This window comes from Flavobacterium sangjuense (assembly GCF_004797125.1).
In the GTDB taxonomy this organism is placed as follows: Bacteria; Bacteroidota; Bacteroidia; order Flavobacteriales; family Flavobacteriaceae; genus Flavobacterium; species Flavobacterium sangjuense.
Genome location: NZ_CP038810.1, coordinates 1805611 through 1826018, shown reverse-complemented (window position 1 = coordinate 1826018; position 20408 = coordinate 1805611). Strand labels below are relative to the sequence as shown.

At 36.4% G+C, this 20408-nt stretch carries 15 protein-coding genes; 3 read left to right on the top strand and 12 right to left on the bottom strand.

Annotation, left to right across the window (positions count from 1 at the left end):
* Positions 1 to 49: 49 nt before the first annotated feature.
* Together GS03_RS07880 and GS03_RS07875 are read right to left on the bottom strand one after the other, a co-directional pair.
* Positions 50 to 502 carry a hypothetical protein gene (locus GS03_RS07880; protein ID WP_136151993.1) on the bottom strand — a complete coding sequence of 151 codons (453 nt, stop codon included), beginning with the start codon at positions 500 to 502 and terminating at the stop codon, positions 50 to 52.
* A 127-nt stretch (positions 503 to 629) separates the two neighbouring features.
* Entirely contained in the window at positions 630 to 3185 is a 2556-nt protein-coding gene (locus GS03_RS07875) for a T9SS sorting signal type C domain-containing protein (RefSeq protein WP_136151992.1), read from the bottom strand.
* Between the two features lie 313 nt (positions 3186 to 3498).
* Between GS03_RS07875 and GS03_RS07870 the strand changes: the two genes are divergently transcribed.
* The gene (locus GS03_RS07870) at positions 3499 to 4089 is read left to right on the top strand and encodes an acetate uptake transporter (RefSeq protein ID WP_136151991.1); all 591 of its coding nucleotides are present in this window, start codon (positions 3499 to 3501) and stop codon (positions 4087 to 4089) included.
* 109 nt (positions 4090 to 4198) lie between these two features.
* On the opposite strand, the gene GS03_RS07865 is transcribed toward GS03_RS07870, so the two are convergent.
* Complete coding sequence (locus GS03_RS07865) at positions 4199 to 4765, bottom strand: fasciclin domain-containing protein (RefSeq protein ID WP_136151990.1); 567 nt, start codon at positions 4763 to 4765, stop codon at positions 4199 to 4201.
* 197 nt (positions 4766 to 4962) lie between these two features.
* Here GS03_RS07865 and GS03_RS07860 point away from each other — a divergent pair, with 197 nt between their 5' ends.
* A complete protein-coding gene (locus GS03_RS07860) occupies positions 4963 to 5679 on the top strand; it encodes a hypothetical protein (RefSeq protein ID WP_136151989.1) in 717 nt (238 codons plus the stop codon).
* A gap of 52 nt (positions 5680 to 5731) precedes the next feature.
* Here the strand turns inward: GS03_RS07860 and rpsA are convergent, their stop codons facing one another.
* Positions 5732 to 7507: a 30S ribosomal protein S1 gene (rpsA, locus tag GS03_RS07855; RefSeq protein ID WP_136151988.1), complete on the bottom strand. Its 1776-nt coding sequence runs from the start codon at positions 7505 to 7507 to the stop codon at positions 5732 to 5734.
* A gap of 473 nt (positions 7508 to 7980) precedes the next feature.
* Here rpsA and GS03_RS07850 point away from each other — a divergent pair, with 473 nt between their 5' ends.
* Positions 7981 to 9201 (top strand): cation:dicarboxylate symporter family transporter, encoded by a 1221-nt coding sequence (locus GS03_RS07850; RefSeq protein WP_136151987.1) that lies wholly within the window; start codon positions 7981 to 7983, stop codon positions 9199 to 9201.
* A gap of 6 nt (positions 9202 to 9207) precedes the next feature.
* On the opposite strand, the gene GS03_RS07845 is transcribed toward GS03_RS07850, so the two are convergent.
* The 8 genes from GS03_RS07845 to GS03_RS07810 form a co-directional block, all read right to left on the bottom strand.
* On the bottom strand, positions 9208 to 11370 hold the full coding sequence (locus GS03_RS07845; protein ID WP_136151986.1) for a DUF7619 domain-containing protein: 2163 nt from the start codon (positions 11368 to 11370) through the stop codon (positions 9208 to 9210).
* A gap of 78 nt (positions 11371 to 11448) precedes the next feature.
* Entirely contained in the window at positions 11449 to 12702 is a 1254-nt protein-coding gene (locus GS03_RS07840) for a nucleoside permease (RefSeq protein WP_136151985.1), read from the bottom strand.
* A 66-nt stretch (positions 12703 to 12768) separates the two neighbouring features.
* Entirely contained in the window at positions 12769 to 13461 is a 693-nt protein-coding gene (gene cmk / locus GS03_RS07835) for a (d)CMP kinase (protein WP_136151984.1), read from the bottom strand.
* Positions 13462 to 13478: 17 nt separating this feature from the next.
* Positions 13479 to 14510 (bottom strand): type IX secretion system protein PorQ, encoded by a 1032-nt coding sequence (gene porQ / locus GS03_RS07830; RefSeq protein ID WP_136151983.1) that lies wholly within the window; start codon positions 14508 to 14510, stop codon positions 13479 to 13481.
* 132 nt (positions 14511 to 14642) lie between these two features.
* On the bottom strand, positions 14643 to 17093 hold the full coding sequence (lon, locus tag GS03_RS07825; RefSeq protein WP_136151982.1) for an endopeptidase La: 2451 nt from the start codon (positions 17091 to 17093) through the stop codon (positions 14643 to 14645).
* A 228-nt stretch (positions 17094 to 17321) separates the two neighbouring features.
* The gene (locus GS03_RS07820; protein ID WP_136151981.1) at positions 17322 to 18110 is read right to left on the bottom strand and encodes a hypothetical protein; all 789 of its coding nucleotides are present in this window, start codon (positions 18108 to 18110) and stop codon (positions 17322 to 17324) included.
* A 42-nt stretch (positions 18111 to 18152) separates the two neighbouring features.
* Positions 18153 to 19475, bottom strand: coding sequence for an MFS transporter (locus GS03_RS07815; RefSeq protein ID WP_136151980.1), 1323 nt, complete (start codon positions 19473 to 19475; stop codon positions 18153 to 18155).
* A gap of 82 nt (positions 19476 to 19557) precedes the next feature.
* Complete coding sequence (locus GS03_RS07810; RefSeq protein WP_136151979.1) at positions 19558 to 20376, bottom strand: M48 family metallopeptidase; 819 nt, start codon at positions 20374 to 20376, stop codon at positions 19558 to 19560.
* Positions 20377 to 20408 lie beyond the last annotated feature (32 nt).

Here is a 20408-nt window from a genome sequence, read left to right as displayed (position 1 = left end):
GCCTCACTAATGTGAGGCTTTTTTTTATTGCAGGAAATTGGACGTAAATTTATGATTTGCCAAAGATCGCATCAATTTGCTTTTTGGTTAACCAAACGGTTACGCCGCCTTCATCTCCATTATTGTATGATATCTTCATCTTAACTCTTGCGATGTTCATAGACTTCGTGTATTGAAGGTTAACGGTTTCTTTGGGAAGTTCAATCTTGATATCTTCTTTCGGTAAGTTGGTAAAACCCTCAATGATTAGGCCATAAAACCCTTCCAATGCACCATCAATGTCTCTGAATGAGAACGTTTTAAATTCCGCTACCTGCGGTTTATTGTCGTTTTGGTATTTGAAGGTTACCAGGTCACCTGTCTTCGTTACTTCCACTGTATTCAGTGAGGTAGTTCCCGTTTTTCCAATAATAATCGGTTTTGCTTCTGCCTTAGCAACCTTGATTTGGGCATTGGCTGCAAAGACAATAAATAGAAACGATAATGACAATAGCTTTTTCATAATTTTGTAAGTTTTGATAAAAGTAAAAAAAAATCTCATTCGCTAAAATAAGATTTTTTTAGTATTTCATATTGCCTGATGTAAATTGTGGTATTGTCCGGCAATGGTTGGTTTGGTTTAGCTTTACTTACTGAATGACTATTTTTTTCGTAATGCTATCTTGATTTTCCAATCTTATTTTCACCAAAACAACCTGAGTTGTGGTTTTTAATGAAGTGGTTTGGAATAGATTGGTATTTAAACCTTTTTGGCTAAACAACAATTTCCCTAAAATATCAAACACTTCCACTTGTGCCATTGGCATAGCCGAAGAGACTACCTGTAGCTGATGACCTGAACTTATAATTTTTACATCATTCGGGTTAAGCGATGAAGTCGGTGCGCTAAACTTCTCATAAGTAAAACGCAATTCAAAACGATTTTCAAAAGTACCTGCTGTGGTTACAAAAGTATAGGTTCCTGTTTTTAAGTCATGTAATGTATTAGTAGCTTTATCCAATAAATATATATCCTGATAGTCGAAAATGCCATCGAAATTATCCAGGTTAATACTCAGTTCCCCATTAACTGTCGTAGTGTATGCAATTGGAATACTATCGGTATCTGAAAAAGGCAAACTTTTTCCCTGAATTGATAAATCACGAGTACCAACCTTTGTATACATAGTTACAGGACTACCCATTGCCACCACTCTACTGTCGAATACAGCATCAAAATCATCCGTTGCTCCTTCTACATAACCTAGCAGCATTTGGTCACGAGCGCCATCAGCTTCGCTTAATGACAGCCAGATACGATGTCTTTCCAAACGCTCTGAAATAGTGGCTGTATGAGCAGAAGCGCGCCCGGATTTGAAAAACTGGTTATTGTTTCCTGCGAGACGGGCTGCATTAGTAAACGTTGCTGAATAGGTTCCGCTGGCTAAATTGATATCGGCTTCAATAAAAAATCCCTGAGCTGCTGCTACTTTACCTGTTGGCACAGGTCCTCCTGAAGGTGCTGCTATACCCGTTCCTACCGATCCGGTAAAATTGTATTTGGCATAATCGTTAATGGTATATTGATAATATGTAATAGGCGTAGTATGTGTCCATAGGTAAACTGTTCCTGTCATCACTGATAAGTTTGCTGCAATAAACACATCAAGATCTATAGCTGACGGATAGGGATTTCCAATCAGGTTATAGCTTGGTACAGATGTTTTAATTACCGGTACGTTAATTACACCATTATTTGGAACGCCTGTAAAAGTGGTTTCTACAATTTGGGTTGGATTATAGGTCAGGTTACTTGGAGCTCTTCCGATGTAACCAACCCCTGGGGTCATAACAGTGGATCCGGTTTGATATGTCCAACCATTTGATGATGAATTGTAACTGTAGAACAATGAATTGGTTGCCAATTGGCTCAAAGTAGCCGCTGTCACAGGAGATGACCAATAGGTATAGTCGTATTGTTTTAAGTCAGTAGTTTTTCGTTTATAGGTAATGTTCCCTGTATTTACTGAGGCATCATTTGTCTGCAACAGGCTGGCTGTATCTTCAAAAGTTAATGAGCCACCGCCGGTTACTGTAACAGCGTTGACTATCGTTAAGGTATGTCCTGCGTTCATCGTAACCGCAACCCCTGAATTAATCTGTAGCGAACAGGCAGTTATATCTCCTGTTGAAGAATAAGCTCCAGCAAAAACCGCTATCTGGCTACTTGTCGGAGGAGAACCTGCTGACCATGAGGTTCCATTCCAGGTATTGGTTGGCTGCCCATTAATGGTTACGCTCGCTGCAGGCGAAATACAACCCGATGAATTTTTGGCAGTTACACTATAGGTACCAATGGCAACGCCACTGAAAATACCTGTGGTATTGGTATAGGTCAAACCATTGATACTGTATGTCATTCCGCTGCCTGTTGGTGAAGTAATTGTAATTGTTCCCGTTGCTACAGTACAGGTAGTCTGTGTAAGTATAGTCACCGGTGTCGCGGTTGCTAGACCTGTGTTGACAACTACGGTTATTTCGGCAACTGCTATTGGATTTCCTGGAAAGGACGATTTCATTTTTACCTGATACACATAGGAACCCGCAGTTGCAGGTGCGGCTAAGCTATAACTTGGACTTGACGAATAAGTCGTTCCTCCACCAGGAAGTCCGTTTCCAAAAAATGAATATGTATAAGTGCCGTTTGGCGGTGGTATAGCCAAAAGATTTAAAGTGTTACCGGTACAAATAGGTGAATTTGAAGTTAAGCTACCTGTCCCACCAAAGGTCATAAGGTCATAAAAACTAAAATCTGCCCCTGCCCCTCCGTTACAGCTAGCCAGCAAATTGGTGCCGATGTAAATACGTTCTGATGCATTACAAGAACCTCCAATGAGGGAACCTCCCGGGTTGATAATCATCGATGAACCATCTCCAAGAGTAAGCCTGTTATTGCCTGGCGTAAAATCAAGGGAAGCATTGTTTGTGACTACAAGCTGAATTGTCCCCAGACAACTCAGGTCTAAATTAGCATCCATATAAATGCTGGTTGCTGAGGTTCCGTCCCCAACATAAATAATGCTACAGCCATTAAACGAACTACAAGTTAAAGAGCTGGCATTTACGGTCCCGGTGATAGTACATTGGGCATTTAAGTCTAATGAGAATACCAAAACCGTTACTAATGATAGTAAAGATGGTTTCATGATATATCTTTTTTGAGTAGGCCTCGAATACCGTGTAGAAGTATGGTACTATAAATATAAGAAAATATTATGTACAACCATTATCTTAAAAAAGAATAGTCGGTGAAGTGCAAAAAAAAACCTTTTAACTGCACAAGAAGATAAACCGATTATTAGAACTCCAAATTGGAAAAGAATTAAATGGCAGAAAAGTAAGCAAACTTCAATCAATAATAGAAATTACAATATGGCTTAAAAAATAGTAGTCAAGTTAATGAAAAGTCACAGAAATAACAGATATTTATAAATTAAATCATTTTATACATTGACTATTATGCAACAATCAACAACAATCATCCAAGATAATTCCGCTAATCCGGCACCATTAGGGCTTTTGGCTTTTGGTATGACAACTATTTTATTAAATCTGCACAATGCAGGTTTTTTTGAAATGAATTCGATGATTATTGCTATGGGGCTTTTTTACGGTGGTTTAGCGCAAATCGTAGCCGGAATTTTAGAATCAAAAAAGAACAATACATTCGGAATGACTGCCTTTGTTTCCTATGGTTTTTTCTGGCTTACACTTGTGGCATTGCTGCTTTTACCAAAATGGAACTTAATGCCTGCTCCATCAGTTAATGGGATAGTTGCTTACCTAATAATGTGGGGAATATTTACCGGTCTTTTATTTATTGGTACCTTAAAAATTAGCAAGGCCTTGCAATTTGTTTTTGCCAGCTTAACATTATTGTTTTTTTTATTGGCGTTAGGCGATATAACCGAAAGTGCTGCGATTAAAACATTTACAGGCTATGAAGGGATTATATGTGGTGCTTCTGCAATCTATACCGGCATGGCAACCTTATTGAACGAAGTATATGGAAAAACCATTATGCCGGTTGGTGCTGTTACTAAAAAATAATTGACAAAGATTAAAAAACTGACAAAACCATTTGTAACAAAAAAGTCTCCCAAACCTAAAAGGGAGACTTTTCTTTTATACAACAGTATTTCGAAGTACAAGTATAAAATTATGATTTAGGTGTAACTACAGCATCAATAACATGGATTACACCATTAGATTGATTAACATCAGCAATTGTAACTTTGGCACTATTCCCATTTTCGTCTGTCAGATAAAGGTCTGAACCTTTCATCCAGGCTGTTAAGGTCCCACCGCTTACTGTTTTCAAAGTTGCTTTTCCGTTTCCGGCTTTTATCGCTTTAGCAATATCAGATGAATTCATTTTTCCGGCTACAACATGGTAAGTCAAAATGGTTTGTAATAATTTCAGGTTTTCCTGTTTTAATAATGTTTCTACGGTTCCTTTTGGCAATTTGTCGAAGGCTGCATTTGTTGGGGCAAACACGGTAAAAGGTCCTTTTGATTGTAATGTTTCAACTAATTCGGCCGCTTTTACTGCCGCAACTAAAGTTGTGTGATCTTTTGAATTCACAGCATTTTCTACAATGTTTTTTGATGGATACATTGGTGCGCCACCAACGGTTACTGTTTTTTCTTTTTGGGCAAAAATGGATGTGGTTGTAAAAATTGTCAAGGCAAAAAAGGCAATCGATACTAGATTCTTAGTTTTCATGATAATTATTTTTTTTAAAGTTATATAGCCATTTACGCCAATACCTTTTCTCTGGTTTTACTAATGCTATTTTTTCTAAAAACTTTAACAAATGTCAACACACAATTTATTGTGTTACTAAAGTTGAAATGAGAATTTATTTTATAAATTAGTTGGTATAATTTACATTGTGTCAAGCTTTTAAAAAAACATAGAAAATGATAGTAAATAGTATAAATTTCCAAAAAGAATTGCTTCATAAAAGAAGAAAGTTTAAATCTGAAGCTGCAATTATGGCAGAAGTAAAAGCGATTTTTGAAGAAAATGATATTCGCAGAAAGCAAATCATACACAAACTAAAAGAGCAAAGCTCAACAAAAATAAACCGATTGAAATTTGACTTGTTAGAAACAGATAAGATTTTTCATTTAGAACAAATCAAAACTATTTGTATCGACTATCGATTACGGTTTTTGGAGAGCAATATCTTTAAAAATGAAATTCCGGAAGAAGCCATTTCCAAAATTCGAATGATGGAAAAACTACACAACACTTCGCTGGACGGTTTTAAAATTATCGCATCAAGCAAAGCTTTTCACTTGTTGAACTACGATGACCCTTTATTGTTTGTTCCGATTGGAAACGATTATTATTATTTGATTCACCAATGGGGAACAGAAATTAACCCGTTAAGAAAATTAATGGTTTTGCCAATCAAAAATTTAGGAACCTTTACAATAACCAGTATAGTATTGAGTATTGTTGTAGCATTATTAGTTCCTGAAAATAATTTGAGTAAATCGGTTCCTTTGGCTTCTTTTATTATCTTTCTTTTTGCATTTAAATCCATCTTTGCGGTGTTTGCCTATTACTTTTTTATGATGGGGAAAAATTTCAATGAGGAAATTTGGCAGCGAAAATATTATAATAATTAAAAACAAAAAAGTCCCGATTGCTCGGGACTTTCTATTTATAGGAATCAGAGAATTATTTCTTTTTCTCTGTTTTTTCCATTTTTGCTTTTAATCCGGCAAGGATATCATTGTTATCTCCAAGAGTTGAAGCCGGAGCATTATTGTTAGAGCTTACTGCTTCTGCAACCGCTTTAACATTTTTCTCTTCTTCTTCTCTAAAGATAGCCGTGTGAGAAGCTACAACTCTTTTGAATTCTTTGTTGAATTCAATAACTTTAAAGTCAGCTGCTTCACCTTTTTTCAATTTCTTACCATCTTCTTTTTCTAAGTGACGCGTTGGAATAAACGCAACTACATCGTCACCGAAATCTACAGTAGCACCTTTGTCAACAATCTCAGCGATAGTTCCGTTGTGGATAGTTCCAACAGCGTAAGCATCTTCATGTTTGTCCCAAGGATTTTCAGTTGTTTGTTTGTGACCTAAAGATAATTTACGTCCTTCAACATCTAACTCTAATACTACTACATCTAATTTGTCTCCAACGTTTACAAATTCTGATGGGTGTTTGATTTTCTTAGTCCAAGATAAATCAGAGATGTAAACTAATCCATCAATACCTTCTTCTAATTCAACAAAAATACCAAAGTTTGTAAAGTTTCTAACGATACCTGTGTGTTTAGAACCTACAGGATATTTAGCAGTGATGTCTGTCCATGGATCTTGCGTTAATTGCTTAATACCTAAAGACATTTTTCTGTCATCTCTGTCAAGTGTAAGGATAACTGCTTCAACAGTATCTCCAACTTTTACGAAATCCTGTGCACTTCTCAAGTGAGTAGACCAAGACATTTCAGAAACGTGGATTAAACCTTCAACACCTTCAGCTACTTCGATAAATGCACCGTAATCAGCGATTACAACTACTTTACCTTTCACTTTGTCTCCGATTGCTAATTTAGAATCAAGAGCATCCCATGGATGAGCGTTTAATTGTTTTAAACCTAATTGAATTCTTGTTTTCTCATCATCGAAATCAAGGATTACAACGTTTAATTTTTGATCTAATTCAAGAACTTCACTTGGGTGGTTGATTCTTGACCAAGAAAGGTCAGTAATGTGGATTAATCCATCAACACCACCTAAGTCAATAAACACACCATAAGAAGTAATGTTTTTAACAACACCTTCTAATACTTGTCCTTTTTCTAATTGACCAATGATTTCTTTTTTCTGAACTTCGATATCCGCTTCGATAAGCGCTTTGTGAGAAACAACAACGTTTTTGAATTCGTGGTTAATTTTTACCACTTTGAATTCCATCATTTTGTTTACGTATACATCATAATCACGGATTGGTTTCACATCAATTTGTGAACCTGGTAAGAATGCTTCAATTCCGAAAACATCTACAATCATACCACCTTTAGTTCTGCATTTAACAAAACCTTGAACGATTTCTCCAGTTTCGTTTGCAGAAATAACTCTATCCCAAGATTTGATTGTTCTTGCTTTTCTGTGAGATAATACTAACTGACCTGTTTTGTCCTCACGGATGTCAATTAATACTTCTACTTTGTCACCCACTTTTAAGTTTGGGTTGTAACGGAATTCATTTAAAGAGATAACTCCTTCTGATTTCGCGTTGATGTCAACAATTGCGTCTCTGTCAGTAATTCTAACTACAACACCTTCTACAACTTCTTCCTGATCAGTTGAAATGAAAGTTTTTGTAACTAAGTTTTCAAACTCTTGCAAGTTTTTCTCATCTACTGCGTCAATTCCTTCTGCATAATTATGCCAGTTGAATTCATTTAAAAACGCTTCTTGTTCTTTGTTTAATACAGCCATGCTGATAAAATAATTTGTATGTTATGTTCTTCGAGTTTCTTGATGCGATAAAAACACAACAGTGTTTATATATAAATGTTTGATACCTAAAGGAAACTCTTCTTCGCCAAAAGGTTGGCAAAAGTAAGCATAATTTCTTAATTACAAAATATTTACAAAGAGAAATTTAACATCCATAAAAGCAAAAAATAAACATTTACTTTTCTTTGCGCCTTCGCGTCTTTGCGAGCAATTATTTTTCACGCAAAGACGCGAAGTCGCAAAGGAAAATTAAAGCAGCGGCATTGAAAATTTAGAAGCGAATGGTTAGGGCATTTTAGGAAACCATATTCCTGCTATCCGCTCTATCTCGTCCCAAAAGACGAGACCGCTTCTATCAGGGCTAGTTAGGATTTGTATTGCAGACCTGACAGGTTTTGAAAACCTGTCAGGTCTAAAAAATAAATAGTACATTGTAATCCAATAAAATCAAAATGAAGAATACAGAATCCATTTTATTCAAAGCCACAACAAACCTAACCTTTTGGGTGTTGATTGCCATTATCTGTGGTGTTCTTCTTGGACATTTCCATCCGGAAAACGGACAGAAAATGAAAATCGTTGGCGATTCATTCATCCAATTGGTCAAAATTTTTATCGGACCAATCATCTTCTTAACCATTGTTTTAGGAATCGCAGGTATGGGCGACTTAAAAAAAGTGGGGCGAATCGGAATCAAATCACTTATCTATTTTGAAATCGTAACCACATTTGCCTTAGCAATTGGTGTTGCTGCCGCGTATATTATTCAACCTGGTAAAATTGACAAATCGGGATTAACCATTGAAGATGCCAGTAAATATACTTCCTCTGCCAAAACAGCTTTTAGTTGGCTCGACTTCTTTATGAGCAATTTTACACTACAGGTTCTGGTTGTCGCCATCATCTTCGGTCTTGTACTCAACTATCACAAGAAAAGAGAAACTGTAATAGCGGTTTTATACAACTGGTCTAAAATAGTTTTCAGGGCTTTGAAATTTGTCATGTATTTGGCGCCACTTGGTGCATTTGGTGCTATGGCATATACCGTTGGGAAATTTGGATTTGAAACGCTCATTCCGCTGGGGAAATTAATGATTACGGTTTATATCACGATGGCCATTTTCATATTCGTAGTTCTTGGGAGTATTCTTCGTTATTACAAAATAAGCATACTGGATTTTATCAAATCCCTGAAAGCCGAATTGCTGATTGTACTTGGCACTTCTTCTTCAGAACCTGCCTTGCCCAACTTAATGAACAAACTGGAGAGCATGGGTTGCAGCAAATCGGTAGTTGGATTGGTGGTTCCAACCGGTTATTCCTTCAACCTTGACGGAACATCCATTTATCTTTCGATGGCGGTTATTTTCCTTGCGCAATTGTATAATGTTCCGCTTTCATTTGGGGAAATCCTAACCATAATCGGGTTATTAATGATTACCTCAAAAGGTGCTGCCGGAGTAACCGGAAGTGGTTTTATTGTTTTGGCTTCCACCTTGACAGCCATACATAAAATTCCTGTTGAAGGTTTGGCTTTTCTTTTAGGCGTTGACAAATTCATGAGCGAAGCCAGAGCAATCACCAACTTCATAGGAAACGGAGTTGCTGCCATTGTCATCTCTAAAAACGAAAATGAATTCGTTGACCCTGAAAACCCAATGGAATTGGATTAAGTTCTATTAGTCTTTTATAAACTTTGTGCTTGCAGTGCCTTTATCAGAATTGATTTTTATGAAATAAGTTCCTGTCACTAAATCGGAAACATCAATACCGGCATCTCTCACTTCCGGAAGGACTAAAACCAATTGCCCTAAAGTATTGTAAATGTTTACAGAAGAAATCTGAATATCATTTTTAGTTTGAATATTCAATATCCCATGAACCGGATTAGGATACAAACTAACATAATCCGAAAATTCAAAATCCTGATCCCCCAGCGCCTGAATCGTTGAAGTAAACGTATTTGTAATTATCGGCGCATTGTAATCAAAATAAATACTGGCGGTGTTGCTAAATGTACTACCAACTACAAGATTTGTTCTGGTTCTTATTTTAAAAGCAACATAACCATCATTGTTAGCATCATCAAAAGGCAGGTTAATATTCTCAAAAATAAATTCTACTTTATTTGGTGACGAAAATTTGGTTACCATGGGATGGCTTGATGATATTGGCAAGAGCGTAGCTGCTGTAAATTTGCCTGTGTCAATAATATCTTTAACCACTACATTTTCTGCAGCATAGTTTCCAGTGTTTTCAAAACGAATCAAATAGTGAACATATTCACCAATAACACTTGTGGTTACAATCGTTCCTTCCACACAAATTTTATCATTCGGATCTAAAGAACCTACAACAGTTTGCTTGATTGGATTGGTATTGTCCGCAATGGTATCATCTCCTGAAACCGGATTAATTACTGCTGAAAAACTCAACTGGTCACCAATATTAACCGGTGCAGTTTCTAAAGGCGAATTAATATTAAAAGTTATAAGGATTTCCCTTGTTTCAAAAGGAAGTAAATTCGAATAATCCCAAGTAAATAAATTTGCAGATTGGCTGTTATAAGAAGGAACAGAAGAAACATAATCCATCATATCATCCTGAAATGTCAAAGCAACGGTACCTGTTTGTGGATGTGTTCCTTTATTTTTATAAATTATTTTATAGCGTGCATCAAAACCCGGTCTTGCAACAGTTAGCGGCAATATCGTTACATCTAAATCACGATGTGTTCCATTTGGTCGTACGCAGAAGTTTTGAACATACGGACTGCCCGAACCCGGAAAAGCAACCGCAAAATTGGTTGGAGAAACCAGAAAATAGGTTGGATTTTCTAAAGAAGGAGTAACTGTGTAAGTTCCTGCCGGAACATCAAAAACATAGCTTCCGGAAGCATTCGTTACCACACTTCCTACTGCCGATCCGCTAATTGCCATTCTTAATCCCTGATAAGCAGCATCGCTTCCGCCACAACCGTTATTATCACCATCATAAGTGCTAGTTCCCTGCATAGTATAATAGTTTCCTCCCGGAGTAAAGCTGCAATAGGAGTTTACAGTACAACCAGTATTGCCATATGTTGTTGCCAGATTTTGTACAGTAGTTAACTGACTTTCATCGGCACATATGTAACTTACATTTGGAGAGTTACTAAAATCAAAAGCATTACTTTCATTACTTCCGTTTTTAGCAAATATTGAAGTCAGCTGTGGGCAATGGGTTACATAAATATAACTTAGTATTGGTAAATTGCTTACATCAAGCGTAATAAGCTGCGTATAATCACAAGCCACTTGTGTAATACGTGGGCATCCGCTTATATTTAAAGAAGTTAGCGGATTAAAACTAAAGTTCACAATATGTGCTCTCGGTAAATCAACCAAATTCACGCTGGTAAATTGATTCTGGAAGGCATAGATAGTCATCAATTCGACACAACCGTTTAAAGTTAATGACGTCAGCTGGTTACTTCTGCAATCAAGACTCACCAACTGGCTAAGACCACTTACATTCAAAGAAGTAAGCTCATTATTGGCACAATTTAAATCCATAAGATTTGTAAATGACTGAATTCCTTCTAAATTACTAATAGAGCTAGTTCCAAAACCATTATCAATATCAAGAGAACCCACCTGAAGTGCTTCAGAAACCTGAATTTCACCATCACCATTAGCATCTACCGAAAAAGCATTGTTGGTAAGATCAAAAGCACATATATTACTACTACTATTTGAAGTTACCAATAACTGCTTAAAAACAGGATCAGGAATGCTTACTGTTTGTGCATTTAAACCGAGAACAATAAAAAGAAAACACAGGGAAAAGTATAGTTTTTTCATAGCGCAGCAATTTGATTATCAAATATATTAATTTATTGTCATAAAAAAAACCTTTCAAATTTGAAAGGTTTTTTTATTTTAATGACTCACATTGGCGACATCATTCGGGTTGTGCTTGTGTTTAAACAGAATTGCAAAAGCAATAGCAATTACTAAAGCATATCCGGCAAACGAAAGCCAGATGTTATGCCAATCTTTTACTCCATCTTGAACAAAATAAGCATCAATAATAATTCCGCTTAATTTACTTCCGCTGTAAGCTCCGAACCCATTAGTCATCATCATAAATAGTCCTTGTGCAGAAGAACGAATTTTAGAATCTGTGGTAGTTTCAATAAACAATGACCCAGAAATATTGAAAAAATCAAATGCCATTCCGTAAACGATACACGACATAATAATCATCCACAATCCATCACCTGGGTCGCCATAAGCAAACAAAGCAAAACGTAATACCCAAGCAAACATTGAAATCAACATTACTTGTTTGATTCCAAAACGTTTTAAGAAAAACGGAATTGCCAGAATAAACAAGGTTTCTGAAATCTGCGAAATAGATAATATAACTGTAGAATATTTAACCCCGAAAGAATCTGCATACTTTGGAATATTCTCAAAATTGGACAAAAATGAATCTCCATACATATTGGTCAATTGCAAGGCAGCACCCAAAAACATTGAGAATATAAAAAATAAAGCCATTTTATAGGTTCCAAATAACTTGAAAGCATCCAAACCAAGCTTTTGGATTAAAGTAGCATCCTTTGCTATTAACTTTTGTGGCGGACATTTAGGCAAACTAAAAGAGTAGATACCTAATATTATCGCAAATACTGAAGCAATATAAAATTGATTGGCATTGTCTTTACTTCCGGAAAGGTTTGTCGCCCACATAGCTATAATAAAACCGATGGTTCCCCAAACCCTAATGGGTGGAAATGATTTGAGAACATCAAAATTATTGTTCTTTAAGACATTATAGGCTATTGAATTAGACAGAGAAATTGTTGGCATGTAAAATATCATTGCCGACAAAATAACATAAAACAACATGTTTGGGTCATCAACCGACGGAACATATAGTAAAACTAAGCCATACAAAATATGAAGCACTCCATAAAGCTTTTCTGCATTAATGTATTTATCTGCAATAATACCTGTAATGGCAGGCATAAATATAGAAGAAATAGCTAAAGTCGAAAAAATTGAACCGAATTCTGAAAAAGTCCATCCTTTAGCATTAATACAATAAGTTCCTATTGTTATCAACCACGCTCCCCAAACGAAGAATTGGAGAAAACTCATTATAGTCAATCTGAATTTTATACTCATAAAATAGTTTTTGATTTAGTTAAAATAGAACGTAAATCTACTATTTATATCGAGATAAACAAATATTTACAACGATTTCGTCACATCTTCCACCATTTCCAAAACAGCGTTGAATTGTTCTTCCCGGGTAAGATAAGAGTTGTCAATTTCGATAGCATCATCGGCTTTTCGTAAAGGAGAATCATCACGATGCGTATCAATATAATCGCGCTGCTCAACATTTTTTAAGACTTCATCAAAAGAAACCGTTTGTCCTTTTTGCTGTAACTCTTCAAAACGTCTTTGCGCACGCGTTTCTGAACTGGCTGTCATAAAAACTTTGAGTTCGGCTTTTGGAAAAACTACGGTGCCAATATCGCGACCATCCATCACGATGCCTTTCCCTTTTCCCATTTCCTGTTGTTGTTCTACCAATTTAGCGCGCACTTCAGAAACCTCTGCCACCAAACTCACAAAATTAGAAACTTCAAGTGTTCTGATTTCGGTTTCGATATTGACATCATTCAGATACATTTCGGCAAAACCCAATTCCGGATTGAATTCGAAATGCAATTTGATGGAAGGCAAACTATTAATTAAGGTTTGTTTGTCAAAGAAATCAGCAGTGATATACCCATTTTTCATGGCGAAAAAAGTCACCGCACGATACATCGCTCCGGTATCAACATATACATAGCCCAAATGTTTGGCTAATTGTTTGGCTAATGTACTTTTCCCTGTGGAGGAAAATCCGTCGATGGCTATCGTAATCTTCTTCAAAATTTTAAATTTTTATTTTAATATTGGTTACCCGAAAAATCAATGGTTAATCCAAACAAGCTCGTATTAGCTGCTAATGTATATCGTGAATAAGAATAATTGAATTTTATATTCCCCATTTTCAATCCCAAACCTACGGAAATTCCGGAGAAATTTCGTTGCTCTAGGATACGCAATTCTTCGCCTCTTCTAAAATTATAACCTACCCGTAAATTAAAACCTTTATCCGGAAACAATTCGGCGCCAACAATTACGTGACGCAACGCATTTCCAAAAACGGACACTTTCTCCGGAGTTGAACCACCATCTAAAGAGCCTTCTGCCCTGTTCGGATTGGAAAATGCCAATTGCCATTGCTGCATATTTTCTAATGTCAAATGCCAACGAATAGGCACATTTTCCATCAATTGAGAAACGCCAATCATTACTTCTAAAGGTAATTTTTCACGTGTATCTGCATATGTTGTGATTTGTGTTCCAATATTTCTAATAGAAATTGCCCAATTTACATCGTTGCGTGTGTCAATAAACAAAGCGCCAATGTCAACAGCAGCACCAAATGAATTATAACTTTCTAAAGTGGAAGAAATCAATTTGGCATTACCACCAATATAAAAATCAGAACCCGGAATATTATAAGCATAACCAAAAGTCAATGCCATTTCACTTCCTGTAAAACTCGATGTTTGCTGACCGTTTTCGTCATAGCCATCAAATTTTCCGTAATTCACATAATTCACGCCACCAAAAAATGTTTGCACATGTCGGTCATAAGTGTAAGCATAAGAAGCTGTTCCATAAGTTACTTCCCCAAATAAACTTCCGTAATTTAACGACAGTTTGTTATCCATTTCGGGATTTATATTTGCCGGATTAAAGTGTCCCTGGTTGACATCGGCATCATAAAAGGTAATCACTTTTCCGCCTAAAGCCGCTTGCCTGGGTGAAGTCACTAAGTTCAGAAATTGGTATATTGACTTTCCTCCAATTTGACCAAAACTGACCAAATTAGCGAGACAAAATCCAATACAAATTGCTTTTTTAAACATCAAAAATTACTTATGCTATATACTATAACGGAAATGCGAAGATATTATTTTATATGGTATGAAAAAAAGTTAAAAGAAAAAGGCATAAGCGTTATTTTACCTATGCCTTTGCCTTTTATTTCCAAAAAACAGTTACAATTTTTTAGCGTTTTTTACTTTCTGATTTGTCAACGCAACATCAATAACTTCGCTCATTTCTTTTACGTAATGAAACGTCAAGCCTTCAATATATTCTGCTTTGATTTCATCTATGTCGCTTTTGTTTTCATGACACAAGATAATTTCCTTGATATTAGCTCTTTTGGCAGCCAGGATTTTTTCCTTAATTCCGCCAACAGGCAATACCTTTCCTCGTAAAGTGATTTCACCGGTCATGGCTAAGTTTTTCTTTATTTTTCGTTGTGTCAAAAGTGAAACTAGTGATGTCAACATGGCAATTCCGGCACTTGGTCCGTCTTTTGGCGTTGCACCTTCCGGAACGTGTAAGTGAATGTTATATTTTCCAATCAAATCCGGTTCTAATCCAAAAACTTCTGCGTTGGCTTTTATGTATTCTAAAGCAATCGTTGCCGATTCTTTCATGACAGTTCCTAAATTTCCGGTCAAGGTTAAATTTCCTTTTCCTGCTGAAATCAACGATTCAATAAATAAAATATCGCCACCAACCGATGTCCATGCCAAGCCTGTAACGACTCCGGCCACATCATTGCTTTCTGATTTATCGCGCTCTAATTTGGGTGCGCCCAAAATTTTGACAATATCTTCATCTGTCACTTTTGTGTTATACGCTTCTTCCATCGCTACTGATTTTGCAGCATTTCGGATAACCTGAGCTAACTTTTGCTCCAGACTTCTAACACCGGATTCACGAGTATAACCCTCCACAATTTTTTCTAATTGTTTTTTGCCGATAGTTAAATCTTTTGTCTTTAAACCGTGTTCTTTCAATTGTTTTGGGAACAAATGCTGACGCGCAATTTCAACTTTTTCTTCGGTGGTATATCCTGCCATTTTGATGACTTCCATTCTGTCTTTCAAGGCAGGCTGAATGCTTCCCATATTATTGGAAGTTGCAATGAACATAACTTTGGATAAATCATAACCCATTTCCAAAAAGTTATCGTAGAAATCGCTATTTTGTTCCGGATCTAAAACTTCGAGCAATGCTGATGATGGATCGCCTTGGTGCGAATTTGATAATTTATCAATTTCATCCAAAACAAAAACCGGATTGGAGGTTCCTGCTTTTTTCAGGCTTTGGATAATTCTTCCCGGCATAGCACCGATATAGGTTTTTCGGTGTCCGCGTATCTCAGCTTCGTCACGCAAACCACCAAGCGAAATTCGAACATATTCTCTTCCCAAAGATTCTGCAATTGATTTTCCGATAGACGTTTTTCCTACTCCCGGAGGACCGGTTAAGCAAATTATTGGTGACTTCATGTCATTTCGCAATTTCAATACTGCCAAATGTTCTATGATTCTTTTCTTGACATCTTCTAAACCAAAATGATCGCGGTCAATAATTTTTTGAGCTCGTTTCAAATCAAAATTATCTTTAGAATACTCATTCCAAGGCAATTCTAAAAACAACTCTAAATAGTTCCTTTGTATTCCAAAATCGGGAGCTTGTGGATTCATACGTTGCATTTTGGAAATTTCTTTCTCAAAATGTTTAGCCGTTTTATCATCCCATGTTTTGGTTTTGGCTTTCATGCGCATTTCCTCAATTTCCTGTTCATTTGAAACGCCACCCAACTCTTCCTGAATGGTTTTCATTTGTTGGTGCAAAAAATATTCACGTTGTTGTTGGTCTAAATCGAAACGAACTTTAGATTGAATATCGTTTTTCAATTCAAGTTTTTGCAACTCAACGTTCATGTAACGTAACGTTTCTAAAGCTCTTTCCTTTAAAGCGTTAGTCATCAATAAATCTTGCTTTTCTTTAACTGTAAGATTCATGTTAGAAGAAACAAAATTGACTAAGAAAGATTGACTTTCTATATTCTTTATGGCAAAAGTAGCTTCGGTCGGAATGTTTGGACTTTCCTTTATAATTTCAATAGCTAACTCTCTTGTTGAATCGATTATCGCCTGAAATTCGGTATCGTGTTTTCCAGGACGCTTTTCTTCCACTTCTTTAATAGTAGCTTTTAGATACGGTTTTTCAGTAGTAACAGCATCAATGGCAAAACGCTTTTTTCCTTGTAGAATTACAGTGATATTTCCGTCAGGCATTTTTAAAACACGGAGAATCCGTGCTACAGTTCCAACGGTATAAATATCATTCTTAGTTGGATCTTCGTCTTCTTCATTTTTTTGGGCAACAACACCAATGATTTTATTTCCGGCATTGGCATCGTTTATAAGTTTGATAGATTTATCCCTTCCTGCTGAAATCGGAATCACAACGCCCGGAAAAAGAACGGTATTACGCAACGGCAAAATTGGCAAAGAATTGGGTAATTCTTCGTTATTCATTTCTTCTTCGTCTTCGGGTGTTAAAAGTGGAATTAAATCGGTTTCGGTATCGAATTCTTGTAGTGACAGATTGTCAAAAGATATGATATTACGGTTTGACATGGTGTGTATTTAAGTCAAAATGACATTAGAAATTATTCAATGCTAAACAAATGTAGGACAACTTTTTCAAGTATTAAATTAAAATCGATGTACGACAGTTGAATTTGGTTAAAATCGATATAAGAACTACTATTATCGATTAGTGCGGTAATTAGTCAAGTATTATGCCACAAAAAAACTGTCTCGTCATAAAGAACGAGACAGTTTTTTTTAATTGCGATTACCTATTTAATTTAAAATATAAGAATCCAGTTCACTTGTTGTCGTTTCTGACCCCACATCATCTGTAGAAACAGTAACCGATTTTACCGGGCCAATATTTTTCGAGAACCAATATTCGGTTACCACATTGTTGGCCGGAGCACCCATAACAGTAACAACCTGCGTTATTTTCATCTTGATTACATTAGTATAGCTAACTCCGTTAACTGTAACAGTGGCATCTCTTTCAAGAATTTGTCCTGTATAAGTTGTAGCTTGGGTTGTGGATGGTAAACCTGTAAAAGTTGCGGTTTGTGTAAAATTTCCCGTCCAGGTTTGACCTGCGTTTAGGTAATCTTTCAGTATCAACATTTGGTATCCTGTAAGATTACCTGTAATTCCCAATCCAGTATCGAAAGTAAAGTCTTCAATCTTAAGGTAGTAATCTCCTGAATTTTTTCTCAATCGGGCTACAACTCCAGCTGAAGTTCCGCTACTTGAAGCGCCAAATAATTGATCAAACGTATAATAAGTATTACCGCCAATGCTGTTGATAGAAATCATTTTCATAGGTTCCTGAAGCACACCATTATTCTTAAACACCCATTGATTGTTTAAAGCTGTTGGCCAATAGTCTCCTGTTGAAGTTCCTCCGCCTCCTCCACCGGTTCCGCCTCCGCCGGTTCCGCCACCGCCACCGCCAGTGCCTCCGTCGCCCAAATCGATAGAACTATCAATAGGTTCAACATCACAAGATGTAATAGAGAAAGAAAAAACAAGCAGAAAAATACCTGCGATTAATTTTATGTTTTTCATAGTCGTTTTATTAATAAAGACCAAATATAATTTTTTTTAGATTTATGACAATACTTTTTTGGGAATTCTCAACAATAATAACAATCCGGCTAAGAAAAATACGCCCAAAAACACGATTGCAAATCTTGGACTTCCCGTAATTTGGTCTATTAACCCATAAACCATCATTCCGATGACAATTCCGATTTTTTCGGAAACATCATAAAAACTAAAAAAGGAAGCGGTGTCTTCGGTTTTGGGTAAAAGCTTAGAATAGGTTGATCTTCCCAATGCCTGAATTCCACCCATGACCAATCCAACCAAAGTTGCCATAATGTAAAAATGCATCGGAGTTGTTATGAAATAGGCAAATCCACACAATAAAACCCAAAAAGCATTTAGGGCAATCAGTACATTTATGTTTCCGAATTTTGCAGAAGCTTTTGATGTTAAAATTGCGCCGGCAATGGCAATTAGTTGTATTAAAAGTATACAGGTTATTAATCCGATTTGGCTTTCTTGCGGACTGCTCCATTGAATTTCCTGTGCTCCAAAATAAGTTGCAATAAGCATAACAGTTTGGACTGCCATACTAAAGACAAAGAAACTCAACAGATATCTTTTTAGCGGAATTTCGGATTGAAGCAATTTCCATACTTTTTTCAATTCTCTGAAACCATTGAATATCACTGAAAAATTTACTTTCTCTTTATTGGAATTTCCTTTTGGTAAATAAAAATAAGTGTACTTACTAAAGACAATCCACCAAACACCAACTGTCATAAACGAATAACGCATCGCTTTCATGGAAGCTTCGCCTGGTGTTCCTGAAATATTAAAAAGTGTTGGTTTCATTATCATCGCCAAATTGATAATCAATAACAATACGCTGCCGATATAACCTAAAGAATAGCCTTTGGCACTGACTTTATCCTGTTGTTCCGGGAAAGCAATATCGGGCAAATAGGAATTGTAAAAGACCAAACTTCCCCAAAAACCAATCAATCCAAAAAAGTAAAACATCAGACCAAGTCCAATATTATTTAAATCAAACAAATACAATCCAATGCATGATAAAGCGCCAATATAATTGAAGATGCGCATGAAAATCTTTTTATTTCCCATATAATCGGCAATACCGGAAAGCAACGGGGAAAAAAGTGCTACACAAAGGAAGGCTGCAGCTGTCACAAAACTAATCAGTGCCGAATTCTTGAAATTGCATCCAAGAACTTCAATGTAGAGGTTATCCCTGATTTCAAAAAGCTTGTTGTAAAAAATAGGAAAAACTGCCGAAGCAATTACCAAACTATAAACCGAATTGGCCCAATCATAGAAAGCCCAGGCGTTGAGTAATTTTGGATGACCTTTAGGAAGTATTGGCATAAAATGTTTTTAAATAAAAAAATCCCGTCTCATTAACAAACGAGACGGAATTCAAATATACTCTTTTTTTGGAATCGATAGGTTATTTAAACGTTACGCCATACTTCAACGCTTCTGCTTTTGCTATAGGAACCAGTTTTTTCAGATTGGCAATCCTTGTTTCGTCAGATGGATGCGTACTCATAAATTCCGGTGGTTTGTTTCCTCCCGAAGCCGAAGCCATTCTTGACCAGAAAACCACTGCTTGTTCCGGATTATATCCTGCAATTGCCATTAGGGTTAGCCCAATTTGATCAGCTTCAGTTTCGTGACTTCTGCTAAATGGCAACATTCCTCCAATTTCTGTTGTTGCTCCGTATGCAGTCATTGCGATTTGTTGCGTCTCGGCACTTTTAGTACCTGTAGCAGCAGCAACACCAACGGCTCCAAGTTGTTGAAGCATACCTGCGCTCATTCTTTGCTGACCATGATTCGCCAAAGCATGTGAAACCTCATGACCTAATACAGTAGCCAAACCGGCATCATCTTTTGTAATTGGAAGAATTCCCGAATACACTACAATTTTTCCACCAGGCATACACCAGGCATTAACTTCTTTGTTTTCAACTAAGTTATATTCCCATTGATAATCTTTCAAATAGCCTTGATACCCATTTGCATTCAGCCATTTCTCAGCGGCATTTTTTATTTTTGTACCAACACTTACTACTTTATTGGCATCGGCAGTTCCTTTGATAACCTTATTTTCCTTTAAGAATGTTCCGTATTGAGCAAATGCCGAAGGCAAAATTTCGCTATTCGGAACTAAAGCAAGTGTTTGTTTTCCAGTAAACGGATTTTTGGCACAGGATACTATAAGTGCTATCACCAAGACACCACAAAGTAAAATTCTATTTTTCATAATGTTTCTATTTATTGAGTAACAAATTTATG